This window comes from Corynebacterium sp. HMSC06C06 (assembly GCF_001807295.1).
Taxonomy (GTDB): domain Bacteria; phylum Actinomycetota; class Actinomycetes; order Mycobacteriales; family Mycobacteriaceae; genus Corynebacterium; species Corynebacterium striatum.
The window spans coordinates 132,272-158,580 of record NZ_KV788505.1 but is presented as its reverse complement, the minus strand read 5'-3'; the positions used below and the strand labels follow the sequence as shown (position 1 = coordinate 158,580).

Genomic DNA, 26,309 nt, shown 5'->3' with positions numbered 1-26,309 from the left:
CTTTCCGAGGAAGCGGACAAATTCTTAAGCGTCGAAGACTGGTGGCTCTTCTTGGCGAAGGATCAGCGTCGAGCGCGGTTGAACTGTGATCGTACCCTCCGCATCAATGTAGGTTTCCTCCGCGGGGTATCCGCCGGAATCGGCAGTATCGACGATGAGACGCCAGCGTGCACCCAAGTCTTTGGTGGGCAGGGTGAACTCAATGTCACCGTGGTGGGCATTGAAGATCATGATGAAGGAATCATCGGTGATGCGCTCGCCGCGGGCAGTGGTCTCAGTAATCGCGTTGCCATTGAGGTAAACCATCAGCGCGCGGCCAAAGTCATGGTCCCAGTCATTCTGCGTCATGAGCTTGCCGGAAGGAACGAGCCAGGCGATGTCGCGATCCTGCACGTCCGAGCCCAGCGGGCCACCGGCCAAGAAGCGTTCACGGCGGAATACCGGATGCTCGCGGCGAATGTTGAGTACGCGCTTGGTAAACCCAAGCATTGTGGCGCTCTTTTCCTCGTCCAACAAGGACCAGTCCATCCAGGAGATTTCATTGTCCTGGCAGTAGACGTTGTTGTTTCCTCCCTGGGTGCGGCCAAATTCGTCGCCATGGCACAGCATCGGTGTGCCCTGGGACAGGAGCAACGTGGTCAGGAAGTTGCGTACCTGGCGTCGACGCAGTGCCTTGACTTCTTGGTCATCCGTGGGGCCTTCAACGCCGTGGTTCCACGAACGGTTGTGAGACTCGCCGTCGCGGTTGTCCTCACCGTTAGCGGAGTTGTGCTTCTCGTTGTACGAGACTAAGTCACGCAGCGTAAAGCCATCGTGTGCGGTGATGAAGTTGATCGACGCGGTTGGGCGACGGCCGTTGTTGGCGTACAGGTCGGAAGAGCCGGTGATGCGGGACGCAAACTCACCCAGCGTGGCGGGCTCGCCACGCCAGAAGTCGCGGACCGTGTCGCGGTACTTGCCGTTCCATTCGCTCCAGATCGGTGGGAAGTTGCCCACTTGGTAGCCATTATGGCCCACATCCCACGGCTCAGCGATGAGTTTGACCTGGCTGACCACGGGATCTTGCTGTACCAAGTCGAAGAAGGTGGCGAGCTTGTCGACGTCGTCAAGCTCACGCGCCAGCGTCGACGCCAAGTCGAAGCGGAAACCGTCGACGTGCATCTCCGTGACCCAGTAGCGCAGGGAGTCCATGATGAGCTGCAGGGAGTGAGGGTGGCGCACGTTCAAGGAGTTACCCGTGCCGGTGTAGTCCATGTAGTGGCGCTTGTTGTCATCCACCAAGCGGTAATAAGCGTGGTTATCGATGCCGCGGAAAGCAATTGTCGGGCCCAAGTGGTTTCCTTCGGCGGTGTGGTTATACACCACGTCGAGGATAACCTCGATGCCTTCCTCGTGGAATGCGCGGACCATGGCCTTGAACTCGGCGACCGCCTCGCCTGGCTTCTTGGCATGGGCGTAGTCCAGGTGCGGTGCGAAGAAACCGAAGGTGTTGTAGCCCCAGTAGTTGCGCAGGCCGAGATTGCGCAGGCGGTCATCCTGCAGGAACTGGTGCACCGGCATCAACTCCACTGCGGTAACGCCGAGTTCTTTGAAGTAGTTGATGATGGCTGGGTGCGCCATACCTGCGTAGGTACCGCGGAGCTCTTCTGGTACGTTCGGGTGGGTCATCGTCATGCCCTTGACATGGGTTTCGTAGATGACCGTTTCATTGTCTGGAGTGCGCGGACGACGGTCACCCGCCCAATCGAAGAATGGATTGATGACCACGGAAAGCATGGTGTGGCCGAGGGAGTCTTCCTCGTTGCGGCCAGTGCCTGGTTCTTCGGCATGGATGTCGTAGGAGTAGAGGGAAGCATCACCGTCGAAGTCGCCATCGAAAGCGCGCGCATAAGGATCCACAAGGAGTTTGTTGGGGTCACAGCGCAGGCCATTGTCTGGATCATATGGACCGTAGACGCGGTAGCCATAACGCTGGCCGGGTCCGACGTTTGGCAAATATGCGTGCCAGACGTGAGCATTGACTTCGGTTAGCTCAACGCGTTCTTCGGAGCCATCGCGATCAATGAGGCACAATTCAATCCGCTCTGCGATTTCAGAGAAGATGGCGAAGTTGGTGCCAGAGCCGTCAAAGGTTGAACCCAGTGGGGCAGCTTTACCGGGCCATGCTTGAGTCGGGGAAATTGCATCAGCCGTGGTGTCAGCGTTGGACGAGGCTTCAACCGGGGAAACAGAGGTTTCAGTCATGCATTAGAGCTTAATGAATCAAGCGGACACGGTCGTGGCGTGAACGGATTTAGCGGCAAACCCGCACGAAAAGCGGGTAAGGGGGAGCAAAGTGGAGGATTAAAATGGGGCGCGGAGGCCTTTGACGATAATTTCCACGCCCCGCCGAATGTCAGGGACATGGTCGATTGTTTGACCTTCGCCTGCGGTGGCCAACAACTGTTGTTGGGATTGTTCCATCTGCGTAGCTCCTAGCACCAAATGCGCGATTGCTAAGGCTGCGGCATGAATGCTGTCATCTGAAACCGTTTGGTCGCTGATCGAATCAAACGATGCTGACAGCTTGTCGATGAGGGTGTCCCATGCGTGAGAATCGGGGAAAGCCAAACCCGCACTTGCTACTTCAGCGCCGTCCCTCCAGCTAATCAGGGTGGCATGCAGGTTCATGGCAAAATCAACTGGGTTGGAACCCTCGACTGGGGAGAGGATCTCCTCTGCCATGCCTGCGATGAGGGCTTGTTTGTTGGCAACGTGCCAATACAGCGCACCGGGGGCAACGCCCAACGTGGTGGAAACTCGGCGCATCGTTACGTCTGCAAGCCCGTAGGAATTGAGGAGCTCAAGGGCTGTGAACAAAATGCGGTCTCGGTGTAGTTGCACGGTGACATCTTACCTATTTAAATCTTGGGTTTTGGTTATTTCAGATAGAAAGCGCTTGTGCCGACGTCGAATCTAGGGGTTGGCCCGCAAGGTTGATAGGACGTGAAATGCGGGGTGATTACTGGAGGTAACTCGACGAACTAGGTGCTGGGGCTAACATTTGACAGTGATCTCCAAGAAGCGACAAAGTTTCACAGACTTCTTTAAGGTTGCCGCCATGTAATATTCACCGTCGACTTGTTAGTATTGACCAGAACCAAAACTTGCTTGGACACTTGAACACAAGGTCTATCATCACGTCGTGTTGAGGCACGTTGTGATGAATCGAGCAAAGCCGTATATCTCAGGAGCCCAACCCTTGTCTTTTCTAACCCCTGCGAAGAAGTCCCTCGTTGCCGTAGCAATGGTGCTGCCGATGGCACTGGTAGCGTGTGGAAGCGACGATGAAGCGAACAAAGCTCAGTCTGACGATAAGAAAACATCCGCAGCCCCATCCACAAAGTCCAAAGCTTCTGAGAGCGCAGACAAGTCGGCTGCGCCAAGCAAGGACGCTAAGGCTAGCGATGAGAAGGATGTAAACAAGGAAAAGAAGGACGCGGACGCCGCTGCTGCTCCAGAGACTTTGGTGAACCCTTTTGAAGGCGGCGCTAACCCGCTCGAGAACGCTGCTCCGGTACCACCGGTTCAGGGCGAGCCAGCAAGCCAGGCTGATGTCGATGGCATTAACCGGCTGGTTCGTGGCTTGTACGAAACCACTACGATGCGTCAGTTCTTTAAGTACATGCCGGATCACACCTGCGCTGCAGTGCTGAATGCTCAGGGCGCTGAGATGGCCAACATGGACTACAACCAGATTCCGGACGTTCCAATGAACGACTTGAAGAACATGCTCGCTGCTTCTGGCCAGGATACAAGCCAACTCAATGGCTTCGACTGGAATGCTGTTGGTGTGGAATCTATTAACGATGTTGTGGTCAATGGCGATGACGCCTCTGCAACGGTGAACGTCAAGACTAACCAGGGCGTGGACAGCTCTACCATGCGCTTCCGTCGCGAGAACGGCAACTGGACCTTCTGTGGTGAGGTCTAAACTCTCCGCGGAGAAGATAGCGTCAATCAAGGCGCTGTAATTTATAAGGAGGGAGTGCTTTGGCACTTCCTCCTTTTCGTTTTTAGTTCTTTCGAGTCAGGCCTTATAAAGAAATGGTGTCCAAGTCCAAGTTTCGTATTCCTCGCTCCATCGGGTTCGGCGCAGGGCTGCTTGCCCTAATCCTTGTTGTCTATTCGGCAGTGGGGGCGGTATGGGGGATGTGGCGCCCGACTCTTACTGGCCGTGAAGTAGAAGACGGTGGCTATGCTATCGAAAATGTTGCTGACGTGCAGTTTTCTTCCTTCATTGTCTTCGCTGTCCTGGTGGGTTTCTTGGGGCTTTGCTTCGGACTGTTTTCTTATATGCGCGGTGCGACTTTCCGCGGCGTAGGGCAATTGCTGTGGTGTGGGGTGGCCTGCTTGGCAGGTGCGGCGGCTTTCTATGTAGTCGGCGGGGTAACGGCGCATTCCGCACCGGCGGATCCGGGGCAGGTAGTCCAGTTTGTGCCAAAGTTTGACCCGGGTATTGCGTGGGTGGTTTCGCCGTTTATGGCGATGTTTGCCTATTGGTCGGCGGCCTTCGTGGACGTGCCGGGCGTAGATTAGGGGCCGAGGATGCGGGGTTCGGGGGGTATACGTTATGTGAATTGGCTGGATGTGTGGCGGGAATCATGCTGTGGAGTAAATCTCCATTGTTCCAGCTAGGGGGATTGGTTTTGTCCAAGAATTAAATAAGTACGGAAAAACCATTGGAATTTCGGGGCGGATGCGACACAATGAAAAATAAGTCACACTAGTGAAAAGTTGTATCTCTCACCACCGAGGAATTTTCCCATGGACTATGTATTGGCTCTGGGTGAAAACCCAGACTTTCCTATCTGGTTGCGGGCCTCGCACCTCATTAACTTCGTACTCATCGGTATGCTGCTGCGCTCCGGCATTGAAATGCTCTCTTCCTTGCCGCGCCTGTGGTGGCGCAGTGATTGCGCGCCTGGCACCGAGTGGATCAAGTTTACAAAGCGTGAGCTGCCTAAAGAGGAGGGCGTTTACACCTCCCTTATGGATGAGCTTTCGGTCTCGCCGATGCTTTCCCTGCCCGGCCGCGAGAACATCGGATTGGGCCGCCACTGGCACGGCGCCGCGGTGATGCTGTGGGTGCTCAATGGCTTTGTCTACGTTACCTTGCTCTTTGCCACCGGCCTGTGGCGCCGGCTGATTCCGACCTCTTGGGATATCTTCCCTGAGGCCTGGGAATCGGCCAAGGTTTACTTGAGCCTGCAGGCGCCTTCGCTAGAGCACTTCACGCCATACGACGCCCTCCAGCAGCTCGCGTACTCCTTCGTCATTTTCATCCTGGCGCCGTTTATGATGCTCACCGGCGTAGCCATGGCCCCTGCCGTGCGAGTGAAGTTCCCACGCTACGTGAAATTCTGGGGTGGCCACCAGGGTGCTCGCTCCCTGCACTTCATTGGAATGGTGCTGATGAGCGCGTTTATTGTGGTGCACGTCTTCCTCGTGTTCTTTGTTCACCGCGAGCACAACATGGTCCACATGGTCTTCGGCGACGTGAGTGTGGAGCGCTACGCGCAGGCCTTTACCACCGTGGTCTTTACCATCGTGGTGGTCATTTTGTTCTGGATCTTCTTGTCCTACTGGTCCCTGGCAGATCGCGCCCGTGCCCAGCGCACCGTGGTGAAGTTTACCGAGTTCGGTCGCAAAATCTTCCTGAACTGGTTGAAGGTTTCGCCTTCTACCCAGCAGGCTTATACCGATAAGGACATCTCCAAGTTTCACTGGACCAACGGCCTGCCGCCGACGCCCGATGAGTCGCCGGAGTGGACCAAGTTCCGTAAGAACGACTGGAAGGGCTACGAAATCACGCTGGCTGATGACATTAATGGCGTAGAGAAGGTCGTCACCATCGAGCAGCTGCGTGAGTTGCCGCAGCAGTCCTACGTGGCAACGCATACTTGCATGCAGGGTTGGTCGGCGACCTCCCGCTGGGCTGGGCCTTCCATCGAGGACGTGCTTAGCCTGTTGGGCCCGCGCCCAGAAGGCGCCAACTACGTCATGGTTGAGTCCTATGGCCTGGCGCAGAAGATGTATGACAACCGCCCGCGCGAGCCCTTCTATGCCTGCTTTAGCATTGACGACGCCCTGGATGCACAGTCTGTCATCGCCCTGTCCCGCAACGGCCATGAAGTCGACATCCATCTCGGCGCCCCGGCGCGCTGCCGCGTGGAATCCAACCACGGCTACAAGGCCGTGAAGTGGGTTTCCAAGGTTAGCTGGATCGCTGACTACGCAGACTACGGCGACGGCCGCGGCGGTACCCGCGAGGATTCTGCGCTGCAGGCGTTCAACGGCCGTATCTAAATTCGGGAATCTCACGGCAAAAGTCGTACAATTTGATTCATGTCGATTATTGTTTCCACTCACTACCACGTCAGCGGCGTAAAGAATGACAACGATGTCCGTAAAGCGCTGCAGGCACTCTATGACATCTTCGCTTCCGGTGGCCTGGGTCAGGCCACCTTCGAAATCACGGACAATGAGTATGCCCTCCTCGTTGTCAAGCACAAGGACGATGTGATCCCCTCCGTCCCGGCGATGAACGAGGCCCTGGCTAAGGCGGGCAACTACGAAATCGTCCAGTAGTTTGAGCCTTTAAGGCCTGTTAAGGCCACTGCACCGGTGAGGCGCCGACCGCCTCTCGGGCAATATCGTCGATGCCGTGCAGGATGTGCTTCATGCCTCGTCCCAAGGTGGTGAGCATCTGCGCGTCGCTCATTCCGCCACCGGTCATGACCGCGTAGTCCAAGCGGACCTGCAAGCCATCGGAGTTTGAGTGGCAAAATGCCGCCGCCGAGTGGTTGGTGCGATTCCAATCATTGCAGGTCAGGAATATGCGGGTGAAGTCTTCGCCGCGGAAATTCGGATCCCAGTGGCCTTTGATAATAAAACTCGGCCCCACGTCGACTACGAATGCGAACAAAACGTCGTTAATCCACGCGTAGATGGACTGCGAAGAATCGGTTTGAAAGCGGTTTATCCCGAGCTTGCGCAGAATCTCCTCAATTCGTTCCACGTCGACCGGACGAACCGTATCTGATTCCTCGTCCGTATGGTCCATCTCTAACGGCGTAATCGACAGTGAGGGTGGTGCCTGCCGGAGGGAAGGGAAGGCGTCGCCAAGCGCTTCTAAAAACAGCTCCGAATTACGCAACGCCGGGGTCAAGGTAGCCTCTAGCTGTTCGGTGGTGGGGGAGTCTTGGACCACCAAGAACGTGTGGCCCCACACTGTCACTGCGGTGGGGTCGTCATAGTCGAGCACTATGCGTGGGGAAATGCAGTCATGGTTCCAGTCGTTGGCGAATTCGCCTGCTGCGGAGACCTCCGCGAAGCCCAGGTGGCCGCTCGGCGTCGTATAAAAGCGCAACACCGGTTCGCCCTCCGGATCCATGCATACACGGGTCTCTCCCAGCGTGGAATGGGGGAAAATGAGTAACTCATCGCTGACGTGAATGCAGTGGATGCCGTTTGTTGCCGCAATGCGTGCAACGCTCATGAGCAACAGCTCGCCCGGAGAAGGGCCCAGTTCGGCTTCCGGATCGAATTCGTCCATGCGCGAGCCCTGCCTTCCTTAATCTACGTACCGATGATGCGTGGATATGGTGCTGCTTAATTCTATTACCTAAACATGGCCCCGCGCTGCGAATTTAGCGTTAGTATATTGGTTTGGCTATAGAAAAAGTCCAATAAGTTGTGGCCTACAATGAGGCCACAGTGGTCCCCCTAATTGGCCAGCGGAATCTAGAAAAACCAACCGAAAAGGAAGATTCAAGCATGTTGCACACCATCGACCTCCGCGGAAAGCAGCTCACGGCATCCCAGTTGCGTCGTGTCCTTCCGCGCGGAGGTGCAGACGTTGCCGCCTATGTGGATAAGGTTGCTCCGATGGTCCATGCGGTCCGTGACGGTGGCGCTGGTGCCGCACTTGGCTTCGGCGAGCAATTCGACGGCGTGCGCCCCGCAACGGTGCGTGTGCCTGCTGAGGAATTGGCCAAGGCAGCAACGGAACTCGACGACAAGGTACGCGCGGCAATCGAAGAATCCATCAAGCGCGTTCGTAAGGTGCACGCCGAACAAAAGCCTAGCTCGCACACCACGACGCTTGCCCCAGGCGCCACGGTCACCGAGGTGTTCCAGCCCATCGAACGCGTGGGTCTATACGTGCCGGGCGGCAAGGCGGTGTACCCATCCTCTGTCATCATGAACACGGTTCCAGCCCAGGAGGCCGGTGCTTCCGCGCTGGTAGTGGCGTCGCCGCCGCAGGAGGAGTTCGGCGGTCTGCCGCATCCCACCGTTCTTGCAACCTGCCACATGCTCGGCGTTGACGAGGTGTGGGCCGTCGGCGGTAGCCAGGCAGTGGCACTTTTGGCCTACGGCGACGACGAACCCGAAACGGGCGAGGCCGCGTTGGAGCCGGTGGACATCATCACTGGTCCGGGCAACATCTTCGTCACGGCCGCCAAGCGCCTAGTGCGCGGCGTGGTGGGAACGGACGCCGAGGCGGGCCCCACGGAGATTGCCATCTTGGCGGATTCCACGGCGAACCCTATCTACGTGGCCTATGACCTTATCTCCCAGGCAGAACACGATCCGCTGGCGGCGAGCGTGCTCATTACGGATGACGCGAATTTCGCTGCGCTTGTCGACGCCGAGGTTGCCGCACGTTTCGAGGTCACCCGCAACGCCGATCGTGTGCGGGAGGCTCTCGAAGGTGAGCAGTCCGGAATTATCTTGGTAGATGACCTCCAGGCAGGCATTGCCGTAGCGGATGCCTACGCCGCAGAGCACCTAGAAATCCACACCACGAATGCCCGTGAGGTAGCCGAGCGCATCAAACACGCCGGCGCCATCTTTGTGGGTGATTACTCGCCGGTGCCGCTGGGCGACTACTCGGCGGGCTCTAACCACGTGTTGCCGACTTCCGGCACCGCGCGCTTTAGCGCGGGCCTGTCCACCCACACTTTCTTGCGCCCGGTCAACCTCATCGAGTATGACCGCGCTGCGCTGGAAGATATTTCCGCTAACGTCATTGCTTTTGCTGACGCCGAGGCGCTTCCCGCTCACGGCGAATCCATCGCAGCCCGTTTTAAGGAGAACTAGAACCATGGCTGAACTCAACGATCTTCCGCTGCGCGAAGAACTGCGCGGAAAGTCCGCCTACGGTGCTCCGCAGCTGCGGGTCGACAACCAGCTCAATACCAACGAGAACCCTTATCCACCGAGCGAGGCGCTGGTCAACGACTTGGTGCGCACCATTGAGAAGCAGGCGACGAGCCTCAACCGCTACCCAGAGCGTGACGCGGTAGAGCTGCGCACGGCGCTTGCTGAATACATCACCAAGCAGACCGGCGTGCGCGTGGGCGTGGAAAACCTGTGGGCCGCCAATGGCTCCAACGAGGTTTTGCAACAACTGCTGCAGGCATTCGGCGGCCCAGGCCGCAAGGCATTGGGCTTTACCCCGAGCTACTCCATGCACCCCATTCTGTGTGCGGGCACCCAGACGGAGTTCATCGCGTGCCCACGCGGTGAGGACTTCTGCATCGATGAGTCCGCTGCGCTCGCAGCCATTGCGGAGCACCAGCCTGACGTCGTCTTCGTGACCACGCCCAACAATCCTACTGGCGACGTCACCCCAATCGAGCTCGTGGAGAAGATCATCCAGGCCGCTCCCGGAATCGTGATCCTGGACGAGGCTTACATGGAATTCTCCGACTCGCCCTCGGCCACCACACTGCTGCAGAAGTACCCCACCAAGCTCGTGGTCTCCCGCACCATGTCCAAGGCCTTCGACTTCGCAGGTGGCCGCTTGGGCTATTTCGTGGCTGACCCAGCCTTCGTCGAGGCAGTCATGCTCGTGCGTCTTCCGTACCACCTGTCGGTTCTGTCGCAGGCGGCCGCCACCGTCGCTCTGCGCTATAGCGAGGACACGCTTGCCACAGTGGCCAAGCTGGCGGCTGAGCGTGACAGGGTCGTCGCCAAGCTGCAGGAGCTCGGTTACTTCGTCATGCCCAGCGAATCGAACTTCGTATTCTTCGGGCGCTTTGCAGACCAGCACACGGTGTGGGAGCAGTTCTTGGAGCGTCAGGTGCTCATTCGCGACGTTGGCCAAGCAGGCTTCCTGCGCACCACCATCGGCCTGCCGGAGGAAAACGATGCCTTCCTTGCCGCCGCCGAAGAGCTTGCCGGTAAAGTCTTAGGCGCTTCTACAACGGCTGAAAGCGAAGGAGACAGGTAATGGCAGATCGCATCGGTACCGCCGAACGCGTGACTTCAGAGTCCCGGATCCGAATCGAGATCAATCTCGATGGCTCCGGCAAATCAGACATCAGCACTGGGCTGCCGTTCTTTGACCACATGCTGGGCGCGTTTTGCACGCACGGCAGCTTCGACCTGAAAATTCACGCCCAAGGCGATACCGAGATCGACGCTCACCACACGGTCGAGGACACCGCGATTGTGCTGGGACGCGCTATTGCCGACGCCCTCGGTGACAAGGCCGGCATCCGCCGTTTCGGTTCCCAGCTGCTGCCGATGGACGAGACCCTCGTCGAGGCTGTTATCGACATCTCTGGCCGCCCGTACTTTGTCATGAACGGCGAGCCGGAGAACATGCAGTGGCAGGTCATCGGTGGCCACTACGCCACCGTGATTAACCGCCACTTCTTCGAGACCTTGGCTACCCATTCCGCGACCACGCTGCACCTCAACGTGCGCTACGGACGCGACCCCCACCACATCACCGAAGCGGAGTACAAGGCCGTGGCCCGCGCGCTGCGCCAGGCCGTGGAGTCTGACCCGCGCATGAAGGGAATTCCTTCCACGAAGGGAGCGCTCTGATTTCTGGCAACATCATGATCCTGATCCTGTTCCTCGTGGCGGGTCTGCTCTTTGGCGGCGCATGGTCGGCGTACCAGCAGGGTTCTAAGTTCTTTACGCTTGTCGCAGCTGTTCTCGGGGCGGTCTCCGCAGCGGCGGCTTTAGCGTGGATGTTTGGGGTGATGGGGCAGTGAGTCGCAAAGTACAGGCGTCTGTGTGGTCGGTGCCCGGATACGCAGCAACGATGGTGGCTGTGGCAGCGGCCTTTAGCGCGTGGTCGATCCTCTTGCCGGTAGTTCCGCTCGCGGTTCTTGAATCCGGCGGCTCGGCCACCCTCGCCGGCGCGTCCACGGGTGCCTTCATGGCTACGACGGTCATGACCCAGATCGCGACCCCGCGAATGCTGCGCAGCTTTGGTTATCGTCCGGTGATGGCTGCGTCCGCACTCCTGCTTGGCGTGCCCGCCTTCGGCCACCTCCTCGGTAACGAGGCCTGGGTGGTGCTGCTTTTCTCCGCGCTGCGCGGAATTGGCTTCGGCGCGCTGACTGTGGCCGAAAACGCGCTCATTGCGGAGATCACCCCGCCCCGCCTGCTCGGCAAGGCCACCGGCATGATCGGCGTATTCATCGGCTTCTCGCAGATGCTGTTCCTGCCCGCTGGTATCGCCATGGGGCAGGCGTGGGGATTCGGTACCGTCTACATCACTGCTGGAATTATCGGCATCGTGGGCTTTCTCATGTGCTTGCGGGTGCCGCGGCTGAAGGCGGCGCGGCCAAGCGCGGTGCCGCAGCAATACGCGGTGGCGCCGATGTGGAAACTCGTCGCCGTGCCAGCGCTCGCGTTGACCACCTTCTCCATGAGCTACGGCGTGGTGTCCACGTTCATCGCTCCGGCCGCCCGTGAACTGGACCCGGTGAAAGGCGCGGCCGTCGGCGGGCTCCTGCTGTCTGTCGTGGGTGCTGCAGCGATGGTGCTGCGCTACTTGGCGGGTGTGGTCGCTGATCGACTCGGCAGGCCCGGAACCCTCTATATTCCGGCGCAGGTCGCTGCGGCGCTGGGCGTGGGGCTTATCGCGCTGACGCTGGCACAGGGCTGGTCCCTGTGGCTGCTTGTGCTTGGCGCGGTGATTTATGGTGGTTCCTTCGGCATCGCGCAAAACGAGGCACTGCTGTCCATGTTTAACCGCGTGCCGCGCGAAAAGATTTCCGAGGCCTCCGCCGTGTGGAACATCTTCTACGACGCCGGCACCGGCCTAGGTTCCACCGTCTTGGGCGCCATCGTCGCAGGCTCCGGCTATAGCGGCGCCTTCGGGGTGGGCGCGGCGATTATCGCGGGCGGACTGCTGCTCACTGTCACAGATATGGTGCTGGGCAAGACCCGCGTGAGCGAAACTCACGATATCCAAACACGGTTGAGAAGGTTGCGTAAGGTATAGCCCATGACACGGAAGAATGTTGTTCTGCTGGACTACGGTGCAGGTAACCTGCGTTCCGCGCAGCGCGCGCTGGAGCACGCGGGGGCCGAGGTCACCGTGACTGCAGACCCAAAAGTTGCCGTGGAGGCAGACGGCCTCGTGGTGCCCGGAGTCGGCGCTTTCGCCGCCTGCATGGAAGGGCTGAAGAAGGCACAGGGTCCGCGCATCATCGGCCAGCGCCTGGCGGGCGGCCGGCCGGTACTAGGTATCTGCGTGGGAATGCAGGTGCTTTTCGACGCCGGTAACGAGCATGGTATTGAAACCGCCGGCTGTGGCGAGTGGCCAGGCCGAATCGAGAAGCTGCAGGCAGACGTGCTGCCGCACATGGGCTGGAACGTCGTGGAGATTCCGGAGGGCTCCCAGATGTTCGCCGGTATTGACCCGCACGAACGCTTCTACTTCGTGCATTCTTATGGCGCGCGTTCGTGGGAGCTGAGCACCGAAATTACCGAGCCGCCCAAGGTTGCCTGGGCCGAGCACGGGGGCGACCGCTTCGTGGCCGCAGCAGAAAACGGCGCGTTGTGGGCTACCCAGTTTCATCCGGAGAAGTCCGGGGAAGTAGGGGCCCGTTTGTTACGCAACTGGATGAACACGCTTTAAATAGGATTTGAAACTATGAGCTTTACTTTGTTGCCCGCTGTCGACGTCGTCGATGGCCAAGCCGTCCGCCTAGATAAGGGCGAAGCCGGAACCGAGAAGTCCTATGGCGCACCCCGCGAAGCTGCGGAGAAGTGGCAGGCGCAGGGCGCGGAGTGGCTGCACTTCGTGGACCTGGACGCAGCGTTTAACCGCGGCTCTAACTACGAGCTGATGGCTGAGATTACCTCCTCGCTTGATATTCAGGTCGAGCTCACCGGCGGCATCCGTGACGACGAGTCGCTGGCCCGCGTGCTGGCTACCGGCGCACGCCGCGTCAACATCGGTACTGCGGCGCTGGAGAATCCGGAGTGGATCGAAAAGGTGTTGGCAGAGCACGGCGACAAGATAGCCGTTGACCTCGCCGTGCGTTTGGAGGATGGCGAATGGCGTACCCGCGGCAACGGCTGGGTGTCCGACGGTGGCGACCTCTGGGAGGTGCTCGAGCGCCTCGACGCTGCGGGCTGCACGCGCTTTGTGGTCACTGACGTGTCCAAGGACGGCACACTGGAAGGCCCTAACGTTCAGCTGCTGCGCGAGGTCGCCGCGGCTACCGACGCCAAGGTAACGGCGTCGGGCGGCATTTCTACCCTCGATGACCTCCGCGAGCTCGCACTTTATGAGAACCAGGGCATCGACTCCGCGATTATCGGCAAGGCGCTCTACGAGGGTCGGTTTAGCCTCGAGGAAGCCTTGGCCGCCGTGGCCGAGGTGGAACCGCTGCCGGAAGAGGACTACATTGACCCCATCGAGGAGCGCTAAGCCATGACCCAACCCCGTGAGCTGGTGGCCTTTGCCGAGGCGGCTGTTGACCAAGTAGAGGAGCTTTTCCGCTCCGGCTTAGGCGCGCCGCCTGCCCATTTTAAGGGCGAAGGCGACTTTGCCACCGAGGTAGACCTGCAGATTGAGCAACAACTGCGCTTGCACCTCACGCAGCTCACGGGCATTGAGGTCTATGGCGAGGAATCCACGAGCTTCGGCGGTGATGATGCGGCAGAGTTTGGTTCCACCATGTGGGTCGTCGACCCCATCGACGGTACGGCCAACTACTCCGCGGGCAATCCGCTGTGCGGCATCTTGGTCAGCCTCATCCACGAGGGCGCGCCCGTCGTGGCGGTCGCGGACTTCCCGCTGCTGGGGCGCCGACTCGTGGCGGCCGACGGCATGCAGCTGCGCTCCATCGGTGGCCCCGCTACCGGCTTCGACGAGGCCCGCGGCCACGTCGGCTGCTCCTCGCACTTGCCCACGGACATCTTCCACGAGATCCGCGAGACCGGCCTGCGCCCGCGCATGACCGGATCTGTGGGCGTGGACTCCGCGTTTGTGGCCCAAGGAGTGTTTGACGGCGTGGTCAACTTCTCGCCGCACCCGTGGGACAACGCTGCGGGTGCCCTGCTCATCAAGGCAGCTGGTGGTATCGCCACCGATCCCGAAGGCAACGAGTGGACTCCGTCCTCCCGCGGCCTTGTGGCTGGCACCCCGCAGGTGCATGCCGCACTCCTCGACATCGTGGCTCGCCACCGCTAGCTTAACTTTCCAATTTTTATCTTTTAGGAGGATGCAATGGCGCTGGCCGTGCGTGTTATTCCTTGTCTTGACGTAGACAATGGCCGCGTCGTCAAAGGCGTGAACTTCGAGAACCTGCGCGATGCAGGCGACCCAGTCGAGCTTGCTGCTCGCTACGACGAGCTCGGAGCAGACGAGCTGACCTTCCTCGATGTCTCCGCGTCGAAGGATGGGCGCGGAACGATGATCGACGTCGTCAAGCGCACTGCGGATCAGGTCTTCATCCCGCTGACCGTGGGCGGCGGCGTGCGCTCCGTGAGCGACGTACGCGAGCTCCTGCGCGCCGGGGCGGATAAGGTTTCCGTGAATTCTTCCGCGATTGCGCGCCCGGAGTTGCTCCGCGAGCTTGCCGACGTCTTCGGTTCCCAATGCATCGTCCTTTCCGTCGACGCCCGCCGGTGTGCTGAGCAGCCTTCCGGCTTCGAGGTCACTACGCACGGCGGCACGAAGTCGGCGGGCCTTGACGCTATCGAATGGGCTGTGCGCGGTGCGGAGCTGGGCGTGGGGGAGATCCTCCTCAACTCCATGGACGGCGACGGCACCAAAGCCGGCTTCGATATCGAGCTCATTGAAAAGGTGCGCGCGGCGGTGAACATCCCTGTGATTGCCTCCGGCGGGGCGGGCAAGGCGGAGCACTTCCCGCCGGCCGTAGCCGCGGGTGCCAACGCAGTACTGGCCGCCTCCATCTTCCACTTCGGTGAGGTCTCGATCGCGGAGGTCAAGGACGCGCTTGCCGAGGCCTCTTACGAGGTGCGCCGGTGAGCAACCCCGCAGACTACGAACTCGCCCCTTCCATCGCGGCGCTCCTTAAGCGCAACGAGGCAGGTCTGGTGCCCGCCATCGCGCAATCCGAGCAGGGCGAGGTCCTCATGATGGCGTGGATGGATGACCACGCGCTGGCCCACACCCTGGCCACGCGTAAGGGCACGTATTATTCGCGCTCGCGCCGGTCCTACTGGATTAAGGGCGAGACTTCGGGGCATACCCAAGAGGTCCTCGGCGCCCGTCTGGATTGCGATGGCGACACCATCCTGATTACAGTTCGCCAAGAAGGCGCGGCCTGCCACACGGGGGACCGCACCTGCTTTGATTCTCATGACCTTTTGGGAGGCGCTTTTTAGATGGCACGCCGTATTGGCCCGCTCCTTATCGCAGTTGGAGCAATCCTGTTGTGGCTTTCATCTCGCATGACCTGGGCCATCGCGTCAGTGGAGGACGATAAATCCGGCTTCAGCATCGTGGACATGATCGGCTCCTTCTGGTCGCTGGAGCTTATCGCGTTGACCTTGGTGCTCCTCGTGGGCGCTGTCGCGGGTGCTGCGCTGCGTCGTACAGCGCGCCGCGTGGTGGCTGCCGTATGCGCCGTCGCGGCCGCTGCCGTGGCATGGAACCCAGTGTCGTTGCTGACCTACGGCGCGGACGCCGCCCGCGCCCAGGAACTCCTGCGTGCCGGCTCCTCCGACGAAAATGCCGTCAACGGCGCACAAATCTCGGACTGGGCTATCGTGATTGGCACCGAGGTCTCCAAGGGCGGGCCGGTCATCGCGATTATCGGCGCGGCAGTGGCCCTGTTTGGAGCGGTCCTCCTGGTGCGTAAGCCGGGCGTCGATAAGCCGCGCTCCACCAAGTACGAAACCCCCGCCGCCCGCCAGGAGATGATCGCCGAGGAACTGGAAACCACCACCGACTCCGGCCGCGTGATGTGGGACGCCCTCGACAATGACATTGATCCCACGGATGTAAAGCGGGACTAGATTTTAGATTCGAGGTGTTGACGCGATAGCCTAAGTGTGATCTAAAACGCCCTTATGGAGGGAGGTGCTGATGTCCACACCTATCGCGGTAGACCACCTGATAGCAGGTGTGCTTGACGACGTCGCCGTGCGCGAGGCCCGCGTCTCCTTTCAGGATATCAAGGCTCGCTCCCGCTCCATGGAAGAGCCCCGTGACGTACGCGCTGCGCTGTTGCGTAACGGCTGCTCGATCATCACTGAAATCAAACGCGCCATTCCCTATGCGGGCGAAATCGCTCACCTGGCCTCGCCGGAATCGGTGGCGGCGATGGCGCGCCAGCTGGCGGATACCGGCGTGCATTTGATGGCGTGTCAGACGGATAGGCGCCGTTTCCATGGTTCTTTGGAAGACATGCGCGCGGCGCGCTCAGCCATTGATATCCCGATGATTTGCCGTGACATCGTGGTGGACCCCTATCAGATTCACGAGGCGCGCTGTTACGGTGCCGACGCCGTGCCGCTGCAGGTGGAGCTTTTGGAACAGGCACGTTTGGAGGCTCTGCTCGACCGCATCGAGTCCTTAGGGATGACGGCCATCTTGGAGGTCCGGTCCTGCGACGAGGTTGACCGCGCTATCAAAGCCGGCGGCAGCGTGGTGGCCATTAATGCGTGGTCGGTGGTCTCGGATGCGATTAACCGCGAGGCCTTTTCGGAGATTGTGCCGGGCCTGCCGGAATCGATTGTCCGCATCGCGATTGGTGGCGTGAATTCGCCGCGCAACGTGCTCTCCTATGCTTCGCAGGGGGCGGATGCGGTGTTGGTTGGCGAGGCTATCATGGCCGCCCAAGACCCAGCGGCTACGGCGCGTTCCTTGGTGGCGGCGGGCCAACACCCGGCGTGTCCCTCGCGCAAGATGGACTAGGCGGCGTCACATAGGGCAAACTATTTAGCGTGCAAATCCTCGCGAACATCCCTTCCCCGCCGCAAGGCGTGTGGCAACTTGGTCCAATCCCGCTGCGTGCGTACGCACTCTGCATCATTGCAGGCATTCTGGTGGCGATGTGGATGACTCACCGGCGCTACGTAGCGCGCGGCGGCAACCCAGATGTGGTGTGGGATGCCGCGATTGTCATCATCCCGGCCGGAATCATCGGCGGGCGTTTGTACCACGTCATCACTGACCACGAGAAGTACTTTTGCGCGGACTGCAACCCGGTCGATGCGCTGAAAGTCGCCAACGGCGGACTCGGCATCTGGGGCGCGGTGGCGCTTGGCGTGTTTGCTATCTGGGTCATGTTCAAGGTCAAAAAGGTGCCCATGGCGCCGTTTGCCGACGCCGTCGCCCCCGGCCTCATCCTGGCCCAAGCCATCGGACGCTTGGGTAATTGGTTCAACCAGGAACTCTACGGGCGCCCTACCGACGTTCCGTGGGCACTTGATATCTTCTACCGCGTTAACGAGGCGGGGGAGTACGCACCAGTCTCCGGGCACTCCACGGGCGAGGTTATGACCTCCGTGCATCCGACCTTCCTCTACGAACTGGTGTGGAACGTGCTCGTGTGCCTGTTCCTGTTGTGGGCGCAAAAAGCTTGGAAACTGGGCCATGGTCGTCTCTTTGCCCTCTACGTGGCGGGCTATACGTTGGGCCGCTTCTTCGTGGAGAACATGCGAGCCGACGAGGCCACGTTGGTATTCGGGCTGCGCATCAACGTCATTGTTTCGGTGGTTCTGTTTGTGGTGGCGCTCATTGTGTTCTTCCGTCTGCCGCGCGGGCAGGAAAGCCCGGAGGAGGTCAATCCACGTGGGGATGAGGGGGCGTCGTCAAGAGCGTCGGCTGAATCACACTAGGAATTTGGCAGCGTTTATGCTTCTTTGACGCGTGGCCATTCTGCCCGCTCACGCCCGTTTGTGACCGTTTTAAGGTCCTTTTTACCCGGTTTCCCAAAGATTTTTCTGTGGGCGTGAGGTTTTGTGTTGGCTTTTGCAGTGGCCGTTGAGCGCGAACGCGGGTACGTTGGGTGGCGTTAGCATTTCCGACGTGAATAGGGCTTTCAATGCTGGATAGAAGAACCAAAATCGTTTGTACTCTGGGACCGGCCGTGGCAAGCAAGGACGGAATCCTTGGCCTCGTGCGCGAGGGTATGGACGTAGCACGCCTCAATATGTCCCACGGTGATCACACCGATCACGAAGCCAACTACCGTTGGGTTCGTGAAGCAACGGACGAGACTGGCCGGGCAGTCGGCATCCTCGCCGACCTGCAGGGGCCAAAGATCCGTCTCGGTCGCTTCGTCAATGGCGAAGAGATGTGGGCAGACGGCGAAATCGTCCGCATCACCGTGGATGACGTCGAGGGCACTCACGACCGAGTTTCCACCACTTACAAGAACCTGGCCAACGACGCGAAGCCAGGTGACCGCCTGCTTATCGACGACGGCAAGGTCGCCGTTGTCTGCAAGGAAGTGGACGGCAACGACGTCGTATGCGAGGTCACCGAGGGTGGCCCAGTGTCTAACAACAAGGGTGTTTCCCTGCCAGGCATGGACATTTCCGTGCCTGCCCTGTCCGAGAAGGACATCGCCGACCTGCGCTTCGCCCTGAAGCTGGGCGTCGACATGATTGCGCTTTCCTTCGTGCGCTCGCCAGCTGACGTGGACTTGGTTCACGCCATCATGGATGAGGAAGGCCGTCGCATTCCTGTCATCGCGAAGCTGGAGAAGCCAGAGGCAGTCGATGCTCTGGAGTCCATCGTTCTGGCTTTCGACGCCATCATGATTGCTCGCGGCGACCTCGGCGTTGAGGTTCCGCTCGAGCAGGTTCCGCTCTTCCAGAAGCGCGCTATCCAGATTGCACGCGAGAACGCCAAGCCAGTCATCGTGGCTACCCAGATGCTGGATTCCATGATCAGCAACTTGCGCCCGACCCGTGCCGAGGCTTCCGACGTCGCCAACGCCGTCCTTGATGGCGCCGATGCCGTGATGCTCTCCGGAGAAACTTCCGTTGGTATCGACCCGCAGAACGTCGTCCGCACTATGAGTCGCATTGTCCAGAACGCTGAGTCTGGCGGACAGGTTCCGCCGCTGTCGCACGTTCCACGCACCAAGCGCGGCGTTGTGTCCTACTCGGCTCGCGATATCGCAGAGCGCCTCAACGCGAAGGCAATCGTTGCGTTCACCACCTCCGGTGACACCGCAAAGCGCGTGGCTCGTCTGCACTCCAAGCTACCGCTGCTGGCCTTTACACCGGACCCAGCTGTCCGTTCGCAGCTTGCCCTGACCTGGGGCGCTCAGACTTTCTTGAGCGACGCTGTCGACTCCACTGACGACATGATGGCCACCATCGATCGTTCTCTGCTTGCTATGGAGAACTACAAGGAAGGCGACCTCATCGTGGTTATCGCCGGTACTCCTCCGGGAATCGCTGGCAACACCAACATGATTCAGTGCCACCTGCTTGGTGAGAGCAACTAATTCTCACTCGTTGACTCCCTGCCTCGCGCAGGGGGTTTCGTGGTTTTGGGGATAACTTTGTTGTCGGGTCATCTGAGGCTGTGAAAAAGCAGATTTTTGCGGGAGTTATCCACAGGCTTAGAAATCGCTCTTGTAGGGGCCTGGGAAATGCTTCTAGCGTGTGAGGTATGAACCTTCAGACGTATTTTCAGGCGCGTGCCCTCGGCGTGGAACTCCTCGCCGAGGCAGCTGCGCTGAGTAAGTCTGACATGGTTTCCATGGGAGCCGCGCCTGACGACGCCGACTTCCTGCTCACCCTCGCAGCGGCTTACTATGGCAAGACACCTTTTAGTCGCAAACAAGCGCGGGCGGTCGCCGGTGCGCGGCGCCAGCGCCATGGTCTCAGCACGCTGGGTCAGATTGAGAAGTATGTCTCGCGGGTGCGCGGCCAGCGACAAGCGTGGGACCTGCGCGTCGAGCTGTGCCAGACTCCGGGCAACCGTATCGACTTTGTCGCCCGCAAGCGACTGCGCGAAATCCTCACCCCACCGCAACCGGCTCCGAAGGTTACACACTCCCGTCACGCCAACGGACTCGGGTCCATCCGCATCACCGACACTGCGCTAACCATTGCCGACTTCCGCGCCCTGCTCCGTCATGCAGAAGGAGAGCTGGAAGGATTCCGGGCTTTGGTCGCAGGAGGAAGCGATAGCGGGGTAGTAAAAGTTCATACCTCGGCGATTGTGTATCTGGACCAGCTCGACCGCATCGTTGACGGCGACGGTGAGGAAGTCACCATCGAGCTCAGCAATGGTGCGGTCATGTCTGGGGCGCAGTACATTCAACGAGCGCTTTCCCACCATGGCGAGGCCGTGCTGGTGCATCCGCTGGAAGGCCCCATAGACGCTTTCCGGACTCAGCGCGTGGCCAACGATAAGCAGCGTGCAATCCTCAAAGCACGCTTCCGCCATTGCGTATGGCCAGGTTGTCAGGTGCCTTTCGACGAATGCCAGATCCACCATATCGAGTCGTGGCGAGGCGGTGGGATGACTAACCTCGACAACCTGGTTCCGTTGTGCGTTTATCACAATGGCCTCAACCAAGACGACCCTGCCGGACCAGCCCACCGCGGACGCATCGGCCGGGTGGGCGGCCGGCTGGCCTGGATATCGCCCAAGTCAGGCAAGCCGGTGTTTATCAAACAAGACCTGCGGCCACCGCCTTAAGACTCGACCACCACACGCGCAAAAGGCGCTAGGGAAGATCCCTAGCGCCTACTAGTCGTGCCTGCGGTTAGCGGTTAATCGGAGCGGGGTTGAGCTTCCACACTTCGTTGGCGTAGTCGGCAATCGTGCGGTCGGAAGAGAAGCGGCCAGACAGGCAGATGTTGAGCCATGCCTTTTTCGCCCAGTCGAGTGGGGCGGCGACGTAATCATTGGCCATACGGTCGCGTGCTTCGCGGTAGGACTCAAAGTCACCGAGGACGTAGTAGGTGTCCTGGGCATGTACTCCCTGGCCGTCGAGAAGCGAAGAGCGTAGGTCCCCAAACATGCCGGAATTCTCGTGGCCCAACGTGCCGTTGTTAAGCGCATCGAGGACACGCTTGAGGCCTCGAACCGTGTTGTACAGCTCGCCTGGGTTGTAGGATTCGCGCAGGGACGGAATCTCCTCGTTGCGTGCGCCGAAGATGTAGGCGTTGTCCTCGCCAACGGCCTCCACGATCTCAACGTTCGCGCCGTCCATCGTGCCCAGCGTCAAAGCACCATTCATCATGAATTTCATGTTGGACGTGCCGGAAGCCTCTTTACCGGCAACGGAAATCTGCTCGGAAACATCCGCCGCTGGGATGATGTGCTCGGCAGGAGAGACGTTGTAGTTCTCTACGAAGACCACGCGAATGATGTCGCGGGTGTCCTCGTCGTTATTCACCAACTCCGCAATGGTGTTGATGAGCTTGATGATTTCCTTGGCGCGCACGTAACCCGGAGCCGCTTTGGCGCCGAAGATGAAGGTACGTTTCGGTACGGATTCGCCGTCTTCCTTGATACGGAAGTACAGGTCCAAGATGTACAGGGCGTTCATGAGCTGGCGCTTGTACTCGTGCAGGCGCTTAATCTGAACGTCGAAAATCGAATCCGGATCTATCTCGGCGCCTTGGTGCTCCTTTACCCACTGGGCGAAGTCCACCTTGTTCTTGTGCTTGATCTCCATGAGCTTGCGCAGAACCTTCTCATTCTCCGCCAACTCAGCCAGCTCAGCGAGCTTGGTGAGGTCAGTGACCCACTCATCCGAACCGGACTGCTTGGTCAAAAGCTTGGCCAAGCGCGGGTTACACATCTTCAACCAGCGACGCGGGGTAACGCCGTTGGTCTTGTTGTTGAACTTCTCCGGCCACAGCTCGTGCCACTCGGACAGCGTGTCGGCCTTGATGATCTCCGTGTGCAGTGCAGCCACACCATTGATGGAGTACGCGGCGTAGCAGGCAATCCATGCCATGTGCACCTGGCCATTGGACACAGGCGCCATGTAGTCTATGCGCCCTTGATCGAGGCCCCTGGTAGCCATGTCCTCGCGGAAGCGGCGGTCGATTTCCTCCACGAGCTCCCAGATGCGCCAGAAAAGCTTCTGGAAAATGGAGACTTCCCAGCTCTCCAGCGCCTCGGCCAGCACGGTGTGGTTGGTGTAGGCAAAGGTCTCGGTCACGACCTTCCACGCGTCGTCCCACGACAAATCGTGCTCATCAAGCAGCAAACGAAGCAGCTCCGGGATGGCCAGAACCGGGTGGGTGTCATTGAGTTGGATGCTGTTGTACTTAGCGAACCCGCGCAGGTCGGAACCGTGGTGCTCGATGTAGTTATCGATCATCGCCTGCAAGGACGCAGATACGAAGAAGTATTGTTGGCGAACGCGCAGCACCTTGCCCTCGTAGGTGGTGTCGTTGGGGTAGAGCACGCGGCAGATATCCATGACGCGCTCGCGCTCGACAATCGCGTCGGTGAAGCGCTGTGAGTTGAAGGCATCGTAATCGAACTCATCGATCGGCTCAGACTTCCACAAACGCAACGTACCCACGTTGTCGGTGCCGTAGCCAGTGATTGGCATGTCATAAGGAATCGCGCGGACGTCCATGTCGTCGAAGTGAACGCGGCGCTGCTCGGAAGCGCGACGAATCACAAACTCGTAGCCATTTTCCATCCACGCATCTGGCTCCTCTTTCTGGCGGCCATTCTCGAAGGACTGGCGGAACAGACCGTAGCGGTACAACAGGCCATAGCCGGTCACCGGGTAATCCTGCGTGACCGCAGAGTCAAGGAAGCACGCTGCCAGGCGGCCAAGGCCACCGTTGCCGAGGGCCGCATCGTGCTCGGCTTCGAGGACGTCGGAAAGCTCGCGTCCGCCCTGTTTGGCGGCGGCCTTTGCCTCGTCGACGAGGTCCAGGTTCGTGAGGTTATTCAGGAGCGCGCGACCCTGCAGGAATTCGGCGGAGAAGTAGTGCTGCTGGCGGGTAGCGGCATAAGCGGTGCGGGTGGCCTCCCAGTTGTCGGCGATTTGCGCCATGACGGCAGAGGAAAGACCGGACCAGAACTTGCGGTCGGTCGCCGTGGTGGGGCGTACGCCGGCTGCGGAGCGCACGTGCGCAGGAACAGTGGACTGAAAAGCGGAGTGCTTTGGCTGGCTCAATGTTTCACCTATCCCTAAGAAGATAATTTCCGTGTGTCAGCTTAACGGTATCGGTTCAGTTGCGCTGGCATGCGCTTGGCGACGCCGCTATTTCCCCAAGTAGGCCAGCACCGCCGCGGCAGCTGCGCGGGTACCGGATTGAACGGTGGGGGTATAGTCCGGCAGGAACGTCGATTGGTGGTTGACTGGTGGATTGTCCGCGAATTCTGCGGGGGTGGAGCCGATGAACCAGAAGTAGTAGGGAACTCCCCAAGCCTGCGGTAGGTAGCAGAAGTCTTCGGATGCAGTGGAAGGAGAGGCGGTGACGGACTGTTCGTCGAAGACGGCGTCGAAGATGCTGCGGACGGTTTCGTGGGCGGCTAAGTCGTTGTCGGTGACCTCGCCGTGGGCGAAGTACTCGAAGGTCGGCGGAGTAGGAGCCCCAGAGGCCTCGCACTCGGCGCGCACCATGCGCTCCAGCGACGCGTAGACGCGGGTGGCGATTTCCGGCTTGTAGTAGCGCGTGTTGAGCACCAACTCGGCGGTCTCAGGGATGATGTTGTTCTTATCGCCTGAATGCAACTCGCCGACAGAAATAACGAAGAAGTCATGTGGAGCAACCTCGCGGCCCACGATGGCTTGCAGGCGAGTGACGATCATTGCCGCTATATATGTCGGGTCGATGCTCTCGTGGGGCATGGATGCATGCGCGGAGCGGCCAAAGACGCGGATGCGGAGTGAATCGCAGCCAGCCATGATAGCCCCAGGACGCGACTGCACGTCGCCCGCTTTACCCGGCATGATGTGCTGGCCCAGGCAGATGTCGGGCTTCGGTACACGGGAGGTCAGTGAGTCGGAAATCATGAACTTTGCGCCCATTGACGACTCCTCCGCCGGTTGGAATAGCGCGAGGAAGGTGCCGGCCCAGGCCTCGCGGTGGGCGTCGAGAAGCGCACATGCTCCCAGCAGAGTCGTGGTGTGCATGTCGTGGCCGCAGGCGTGCATCTTGCCGTTCGTGGCGGCAAAGTCGACACCCGTTTCCTCCGCGACAGGCAGCCCGTCGAAGTCCGCGCGCATCAGTGCCGTAGGACCGTCGCCGTTGCGGAAGATCGCGACGATGCCGTGGCCGCCGATGGAGTCGACAATCTCGCAGTCGAAAGCGCGCAACTTCTCCAGGATGCGGCCCGCGGTTCGCTCCTCTTCGTGGGAGAGCTCGGGATGGCGGTGGAGGTCTTCGTAGAATTCGCGCTGCCAGCTTAGGTCAACGGCGCTGGTCGTGAGGAGGTCTGCGATTTTAAGGGAGTCTGCCATAGCTAATCTTCTTCTAGTTTGGGTAGGGTTACCTACATGCCAATTATTCAGTTTGATGTCCTTGTGCCGGATACCCAAGCCGAGCGCGTCGCCGAAGTCTTTAGCACCGCCACTCAAAAGCTCCTAGATAACGGAACTCTGTCTGCCGCAAACGTTACTCGCGTGGCCGATCCCAAAATCCCAGAGGGCCTCGATGCGCAGCTGCGCCAGACCTACCGCGATGAGCACGAGGATCGCGAGCTAGAAGACGCTAACGTTTACCGCTACGACATCAACGTCGAAGGAGTAAAAGGCTCCGTCAATCAGCTGACGATGGTGCTCGCGCGCCTGCTTACCCCGCACGCGGTGCTCCCGAAGGACCATGTTTTGTTGGAAGACGAGGTGGCACACGAGCGTCCTGCTATCTTCCCGTGGTCCGTCCAGGTGCAGCCTTAGCCTGCAAACTTAGCTGCTAGCTGGATGGCTGCTTCACGCAGTTGCTCGACGACGTTGCCTTCCTTACCCAGCTCCACGCCTATCGCGCCGTCGGGCAGTGGGGCGTCGATGCTCCCGGCGATGATGCCTAGGGGAGTCTTGTCCGCCAGGTCCGCGAGGGTTCCCACGACCTTGCCGGTGAGCGACTGCTCGTCGAAGCGGCCTTCACCGGTGATGATGAGGTCTGCCTGAGAAATCTTCTCGGGCAGGCCCATTTTTTCTGCCACGTAAGCTCCGCCGGCAAGCAACTCGAAGTGCTCGTCGTTGCCCCACAGCGTTTCCGAGAGCCAGCGCAGCGCAATGGGGATGCCGCCTGCGGCGCCGAAGGATTCGGCGGTTTCGTCGACGCCCGTTACCTCGCACAGCTGCAGCAGCGCACCCGCGAGCAATGCAACTTGTTCGCCCTCGGCGCCCTTTTGTGGGCCGTACATGGTGGCGGCCTGGACAGGGATGGCGCGGGTATCTGCGAGGAGCGTGTAGTCGAGCGCACCCGCCTTGATGTTGAGCTGCGCAGTATCGATGCTTGCCAGGCGCACCAGCGGGGCGCCGCCCTTTGGCAGGGCATAGCCACGGTCGTCGTGAGCCGCTGCGCCCAGCGCCGCAAGGATGCCCATGCCGCCGTCGATGGTGGCGCTGCCGCCGAGGCACAGCACGATGTGCTTGGCGCCGCGCGACTCCGCGTCAGCGATGAGCACACCCGTGCCATAGGAATCCGAGTGCAGTGGGTTCAAAGCATCGGCGACGGCGGGCAAACCAGTGGCGGAGGCGACGTCGATAAGCGCTTGCTCGCCGGCCAAGTAGTAGCTGGCCTCGGTGAGTCGGCCTACGGCGTCGGTAGTCGGAAGCGTGATGGTCTGCACTTCAGCTCCGAAAAGGGCGGCGGCGTTAGCGAGGATTTCTGCTGTGCCTTCGCCGCCATCGGCCATGGGGAGGGTGGTGATGGTGGCGTCGGGAAGCGCGGCGCGCAAGCCCCCAGCGATGGCTGCGGCGGCTTGGGCTGCGCTTGCCGTTCCTTTGAAAGAGTCTGGTGCGACGATTATATGCATGCGGAAAAGTATAGGCGTAGGGGTGTTTCTGCTCATACCGAGTTGCATTTTTGGTCGATTAATAGAAAACTATTTTTTGTTCTGCAAGACATCAGCCGCC

Annotated in this window: 26 protein-coding genes; 20 read left to right on the top strand and 6 right to left on the bottom strand. The window is 60.0% G+C overall.

From position 1 onward, the window contains the following. Positions 1 to 24: 24 nt before the first annotated feature. Both glgX and HMPREF3153_RS09385 read right to left on the bottom strand, forming a co-directional pair. Positions 25 to 2,244, bottom strand: a complete 2,220-nt coding sequence (glgX, locus tag HMPREF3153_RS09390; RefSeq protein ID WP_070420656.1) for a glycogen debranching protein GlgX — start codon at positions 2,242 to 2,244, stop codon at positions 25 to 27. Positions 2,245 to 2,343: 99 nt separating this feature from the next. Beyond that, entirely contained in the window at positions 2,344 to 2,883 is a 540-nt protein-coding gene (locus HMPREF3153_RS09385) for a TetR family transcriptional regulator (RefSeq protein WP_046645243.1), read from the bottom strand. Positions 2,884 to 3,241: 358 nt separating this feature from the next. Here HMPREF3153_RS09385 and HMPREF3153_RS09380 point away from each other — a divergent pair, with 358 nt between their 5' ends. The 4 genes from HMPREF3153_RS09380 (at position 3,242) to HMPREF3153_RS09365 (ending at position 6,630) form a co-directional block, all read left to right on the top strand. Then, positions 3,242 to 3,973 (top strand): hypothetical protein, encoded by a 732-nt coding sequence (locus HMPREF3153_RS09380; RefSeq protein ID WP_246817184.1) that lies wholly within the window; start codon positions 3,242 to 3,244, stop codon positions 3,971 to 3,973. A 116-nt stretch (positions 3,974 to 4,089) separates the two neighbouring features. Continuing rightward, positions 4,090 to 4,578, top strand: a complete 489-nt coding sequence (locus tag HMPREF3153_RS09375; protein WP_246817183.1) for a hypothetical protein — start codon at positions 4,090 to 4,092, stop codon at positions 4,576 to 4,578. A 228-nt stretch (positions 4,579 to 4,806) separates the two neighbouring features. Then, positions 4,807 to 6,348, top strand: a complete 1,542-nt coding sequence (locus tag HMPREF3153_RS09370; RefSeq protein WP_070420654.1) for a molybdopterin-dependent oxidoreductase — start codon at positions 4,807 to 4,809, stop codon at positions 6,346 to 6,348. Positions 6,349 to 6,387: 39 nt separating this feature from the next. After that, entirely contained in the window at positions 6,388 to 6,630 is a 243-nt protein-coding gene (locus tag HMPREF3153_RS09365) for a hypothetical protein (RefSeq protein ID WP_070420653.1), read from the top strand. Positions 6,631 to 6,649: 19 nt separating this feature from the next. Here HMPREF3153_RS09365 and HMPREF3153_RS09360 read toward each other — a convergent pair whose 3' ends face one another. Then, entirely contained in the window at positions 6,650 to 7,597 is a 948-nt protein-coding gene (locus HMPREF3153_RS09360; RefSeq protein WP_070420652.1) for a YbjN domain-containing protein, read from the bottom strand. 221 nt (positions 7,598 to 7,818) lie between these two features. Between HMPREF3153_RS09360 and hisD the strand changes: the two genes are divergently transcribed. The 15 genes from hisD (at position 7,819) to HMPREF3153_RS09290 (ending at position 20,944) form a co-directional block, all read left to right on the top strand. Next, on the top strand, positions 7,819 to 9,144 hold the full coding sequence (gene hisD / locus HMPREF3153_RS09355; protein WP_070420651.1) for a histidinol dehydrogenase: 1,326 nt from the start codon (positions 7,819 to 7,821) through the stop codon (positions 9,142 to 9,144). A gap of 4 nt (positions 9,145 to 9,148) precedes the next feature. Next, positions 9,149 to 10,279 (top strand): histidinol-phosphate transaminase, encoded by a 1,131-nt coding sequence (locus HMPREF3153_RS09350; protein ID WP_070420650.1) that lies wholly within the window; start codon positions 9,149 to 9,151, stop codon positions 10,277 to 10,279. After that, positions 10,279 to 10,881 carry an imidazoleglycerol-phosphate dehydratase HisB gene (gene hisB, locus HMPREF3153_RS09345; protein WP_070420649.1) on the top strand — a complete coding sequence of 201 codons (603 nt, stop codon included), beginning with the start codon at positions 10,279 to 10,281 and terminating at the stop codon, positions 10,879 to 10,881. Before HMPREF3153_RS09350 ends, hisB begins: the two co-directional genes overlap by 1 nt. A 14-nt stretch (positions 10,882 to 10,895) precedes the next feature. After that, positions 10,896 to 11,054, top strand: coding sequence for a hypothetical protein (locus tag HMPREF3153_RS12760; RefSeq protein ID WP_046645250.1), 159 nt, complete (start codon positions 10,896 to 10,898; stop codon positions 11,052 to 11,054). Between the two features lie 50 nt (positions 11,055 to 11,104). Continuing rightward, on the top strand, positions 11,105 to 12,295 hold the full coding sequence (locus tag HMPREF3153_RS09340) for an MFS transporter (RefSeq protein ID WP_141740938.1): 1,191 nt from the start codon (positions 11,105 to 11,107) through the stop codon (positions 12,293 to 12,295). Between the two features lie 3 nt (positions 12,296 to 12,298). Then, entirely contained in the window at positions 12,299 to 12,934 is a 636-nt protein-coding gene (gene hisH, locus HMPREF3153_RS12885; RefSeq protein WP_005528800.1) for an imidazole glycerol phosphate synthase subunit HisH, read from the top strand. 15 nt (positions 12,935 to 12,949) lie between these two features. Further along, a complete protein-coding gene (gene priA / locus HMPREF3153_RS12880; RefSeq protein ID WP_005528802.1) occupies positions 12,950 to 13,732 on the top strand; it encodes a bifunctional 1-(5-phosphoribosyl)-5-((5-phosphoribosylamino)methylideneamino)imidazole-4-carboxamide isomerase/phosphoribosylanthranilate isomerase PriA in 783 nt (260 codons plus the stop codon). A 3-nt stretch (positions 13,733 to 13,735) separates the two neighbouring features. Continuing rightward, a complete protein-coding gene (locus HMPREF3153_RS09325) occupies positions 13,736 to 14,497 on the top strand; it encodes an inositol monophosphatase family protein (protein WP_005528804.1) in 762 nt (253 codons plus the stop codon). 36 nt (positions 14,498 to 14,533) lie between these two features. Then, positions 14,534 to 15,298 carry an imidazole glycerol phosphate synthase subunit HisF gene (gene hisF, locus HMPREF3153_RS09320; protein ID WP_070420647.1) on the top strand — a complete coding sequence of 255 codons (765 nt, stop codon included), beginning with the start codon at positions 14,534 to 14,536 and terminating at the stop codon, positions 15,296 to 15,298. Continuing rightward, on the top strand, positions 15,295 to 15,657 hold the full coding sequence (hisI, locus tag HMPREF3153_RS09315) for a phosphoribosyl-AMP cyclohydrolase (RefSeq protein WP_046645252.1): 363 nt from the start codon (positions 15,295 to 15,297) through the stop codon (positions 15,655 to 15,657). Before hisF ends, hisI begins: the two co-directional genes overlap by 4 nt. Continuing rightward, positions 15,658 to 16,290, top strand: a complete 633-nt coding sequence (locus HMPREF3153_RS09310; protein WP_046645253.1) for a TIGR02234 family membrane protein — start codon at positions 15,658 to 15,660, stop codon at positions 16,288 to 16,290. It begins immediately after the preceding gene. A gap of 70 nt (positions 16,291 to 16,360) precedes the next feature. Next, positions 16,361 to 17,191, top strand: a complete 831-nt coding sequence (locus HMPREF3153_RS09305) for an indole-3-glycerol phosphate synthase TrpC (protein ID WP_046645254.1) — start codon at positions 16,361 to 16,363, stop codon at positions 17,189 to 17,191. Positions 17,192 to 17,220: 29 nt separating this feature from the next. Next, complete coding sequence (lgt, locus tag HMPREF3153_RS09300; RefSeq protein WP_070420646.1) at positions 17,221 to 18,117, top strand: prolipoprotein diacylglyceryl transferase; 897 nt, start codon at positions 17,221 to 17,223, stop codon at positions 18,115 to 18,117. 209 nt (positions 18,118 to 18,326) lie between these two features. Beyond that, positions 18,327 to 19,739, top strand: a complete 1,413-nt coding sequence (gene pyk / locus HMPREF3153_RS09295; protein WP_046645399.1) for a pyruvate kinase — start codon at positions 18,327 to 18,329, stop codon at positions 19,737 to 19,739. A gap of 167 nt (positions 19,740 to 19,906) precedes the next feature. Continuing rightward, positions 19,907 to 20,944: an HNH endonuclease signature motif containing protein gene (locus HMPREF3153_RS09290; RefSeq protein WP_070420645.1), complete on the top strand. Its 1,038-nt coding sequence runs from the start codon at positions 19,907 to 19,909 to the stop codon at positions 20,942 to 20,944. A 67-nt stretch (positions 20,945 to 21,011) separates the two neighbouring features. Here HMPREF3153_RS09290 and HMPREF3153_RS09285 read toward each other — a convergent pair whose 3' ends face one another. Together HMPREF3153_RS09285 and HMPREF3153_RS09280 are read right to left on the bottom strand one after the other, a co-directional pair. Next, positions 21,012 to 23,399: a glycogen/starch/alpha-glucan phosphorylase gene (locus tag HMPREF3153_RS09285; protein WP_070420644.1), complete on the bottom strand. Its 2,388-nt coding sequence runs from the start codon at positions 23,397 to 23,399 to the stop codon at positions 21,012 to 21,014. Positions 23,400 to 23,486: 87 nt separating this feature from the next. Then, positions 23,487 to 24,689 carry an amidohydrolase gene (locus HMPREF3153_RS09280; protein ID WP_070420643.1) on the bottom strand — a complete coding sequence of 401 codons (1,203 nt, stop codon included), beginning with the start codon at positions 24,687 to 24,689 and terminating at the stop codon, positions 23,487 to 23,489. Positions 24,690 to 24,725: 36 nt separating this feature from the next. Here HMPREF3153_RS09280 and HMPREF3153_RS09275 point away from each other — a divergent pair, with 36 nt between their 5' ends. Continuing rightward, positions 24,726 to 25,124 (top strand): hypothetical protein, encoded by a 399-nt coding sequence (locus HMPREF3153_RS09275; RefSeq protein ID WP_005528817.1) that lies wholly within the window; start codon positions 24,726 to 24,728, stop codon positions 25,122 to 25,124. Here HMPREF3153_RS09275 and HMPREF3153_RS09270 read toward each other — a convergent pair. Next, the gene (locus HMPREF3153_RS09270) at positions 25,121 to 26,209 is read right to left on the bottom strand and encodes a glycerate kinase (RefSeq protein ID WP_070420642.1); all 1,089 of its coding nucleotides are present in this window, start codon (positions 26,207 to 26,209) and stop codon (positions 25,121 to 25,123) included. The two genes, HMPREF3153_RS09275 and HMPREF3153_RS09270, sit on opposite strands and share 4 nt — an antisense overlap. Between the last annotated feature and the right edge of the window lie 100 nt (positions 26,210 to 26,309).

Coding starts and splice junctions, on each gene's coding strand:
- glgX (WP_070420656.1), bottom strand. CDS start 2,244: ATGACTGAAACCTCTGTTTCCCCGGTTGAAGCCTCGTCCAACGCTGAC.
- HMPREF3153_RS09270 (WP_070420642.1), bottom strand. CDS start 26,209: ATGCATATAATCGTCGCACCAGACTCTTTCAAAGGAACGGCAAGCGCA.
- HMPREF3153_RS09280 (WP_070420643.1), bottom strand. CDS start 24,689: ATGGCAGACTCCCTTAAAATCGCAGACCTCCTCACGACCAGCGCCGTT.
- HMPREF3153_RS09310 (WP_046645253.1), top strand. CDS start 15,658: ATGGCACGCCGTATTGGCCCGCTCCTTATCGCAGTTGGAGCAATCCTG.
- hisD (WP_070420651.1), top strand. CDS start 7,819: ATGTTGCACACCATCGACCTCCGCGGAAAGCAGCTCACGGCATCCCAG.
- HMPREF3153_RS09360 (WP_070420652.1), bottom strand. CDS start 7,597: ATGGACGAATTCGATCCGGAAGCCGAACTGGGCCCTTCTCCGGGCGAG.
- hisB (WP_070420649.1), top strand. CDS start 10,279: ATGGCAGATCGCATCGGTACCGCCGAACGCGTGACTTCAGAGTCCCGG.
- HMPREF3153_RS09340 (WP_141740938.1), top strand. CDS start 11,105: ATGGTGGCTGTGGCAGCGGCCTTTAGCGCGTGGTCGATCCTCTTGCCG.
- HMPREF3153_RS09305 (WP_046645254.1), top strand. CDS start 16,361: ATGTCCACACCTATCGCGGTAGACCACCTGATAGCAGGTGTGCTTGAC.
- HMPREF3153_RS12760 (WP_046645250.1), top strand. CDS start 10,896: ATGATCCTGATCCTGTTCCTCGTGGCGGGTCTGCTCTTTGGCGGCGCA.
- HMPREF3153_RS09370 (WP_070420654.1), top strand. CDS start 4,807: ATGGACTATGTATTGGCTCTGGGTGAAAACCCAGACTTTCCTATCTGG.
- priA (WP_005528802.1), top strand. CDS start 12,950: ATGAGCTTTACTTTGTTGCCCGCTGTCGACGTCGTCGATGGCCAAGCC.
- HMPREF3153_RS09350 (WP_070420650.1), top strand. CDS start 9,149: ATGGCTGAACTCAACGATCTTCCGCTGCGCGAAGAACTGCGCGGAAAG.
- HMPREF3153_RS09290 (WP_070420645.1), top strand. CDS start 19,907: ATGAACCTTCAGACGTATTTTCAGGCGCGTGCCCTCGGCGTGGAACTC.
- HMPREF3153_RS09325 (WP_005528804.1), top strand. CDS start 13,736: ATGACCCAACCCCGTGAGCTGGTGGCCTTTGCCGAGGCGGCTGTTGAC.
- hisH (WP_005528800.1), top strand. CDS start 12,299: ATGACACGGAAGAATGTTGTTCTGCTGGACTACGGTGCAGGTAACCTG.
- HMPREF3153_RS09275 (WP_005528817.1), top strand. CDS start 24,726: ATGCCAATTATTCAGTTTGATGTCCTTGTGCCGGATACCCAAGCCGAG.
- HMPREF3153_RS09365 (WP_070420653.1), top strand. CDS start 6,388: ATGTCGATTATTGTTTCCACTCACTACCACGTCAGCGGCGTAAAGAAT.
- hisF (WP_070420647.1), top strand. CDS start 14,534: ATGGCGCTGGCCGTGCGTGTTATTCCTTGTCTTGACGTAGACAATGGC.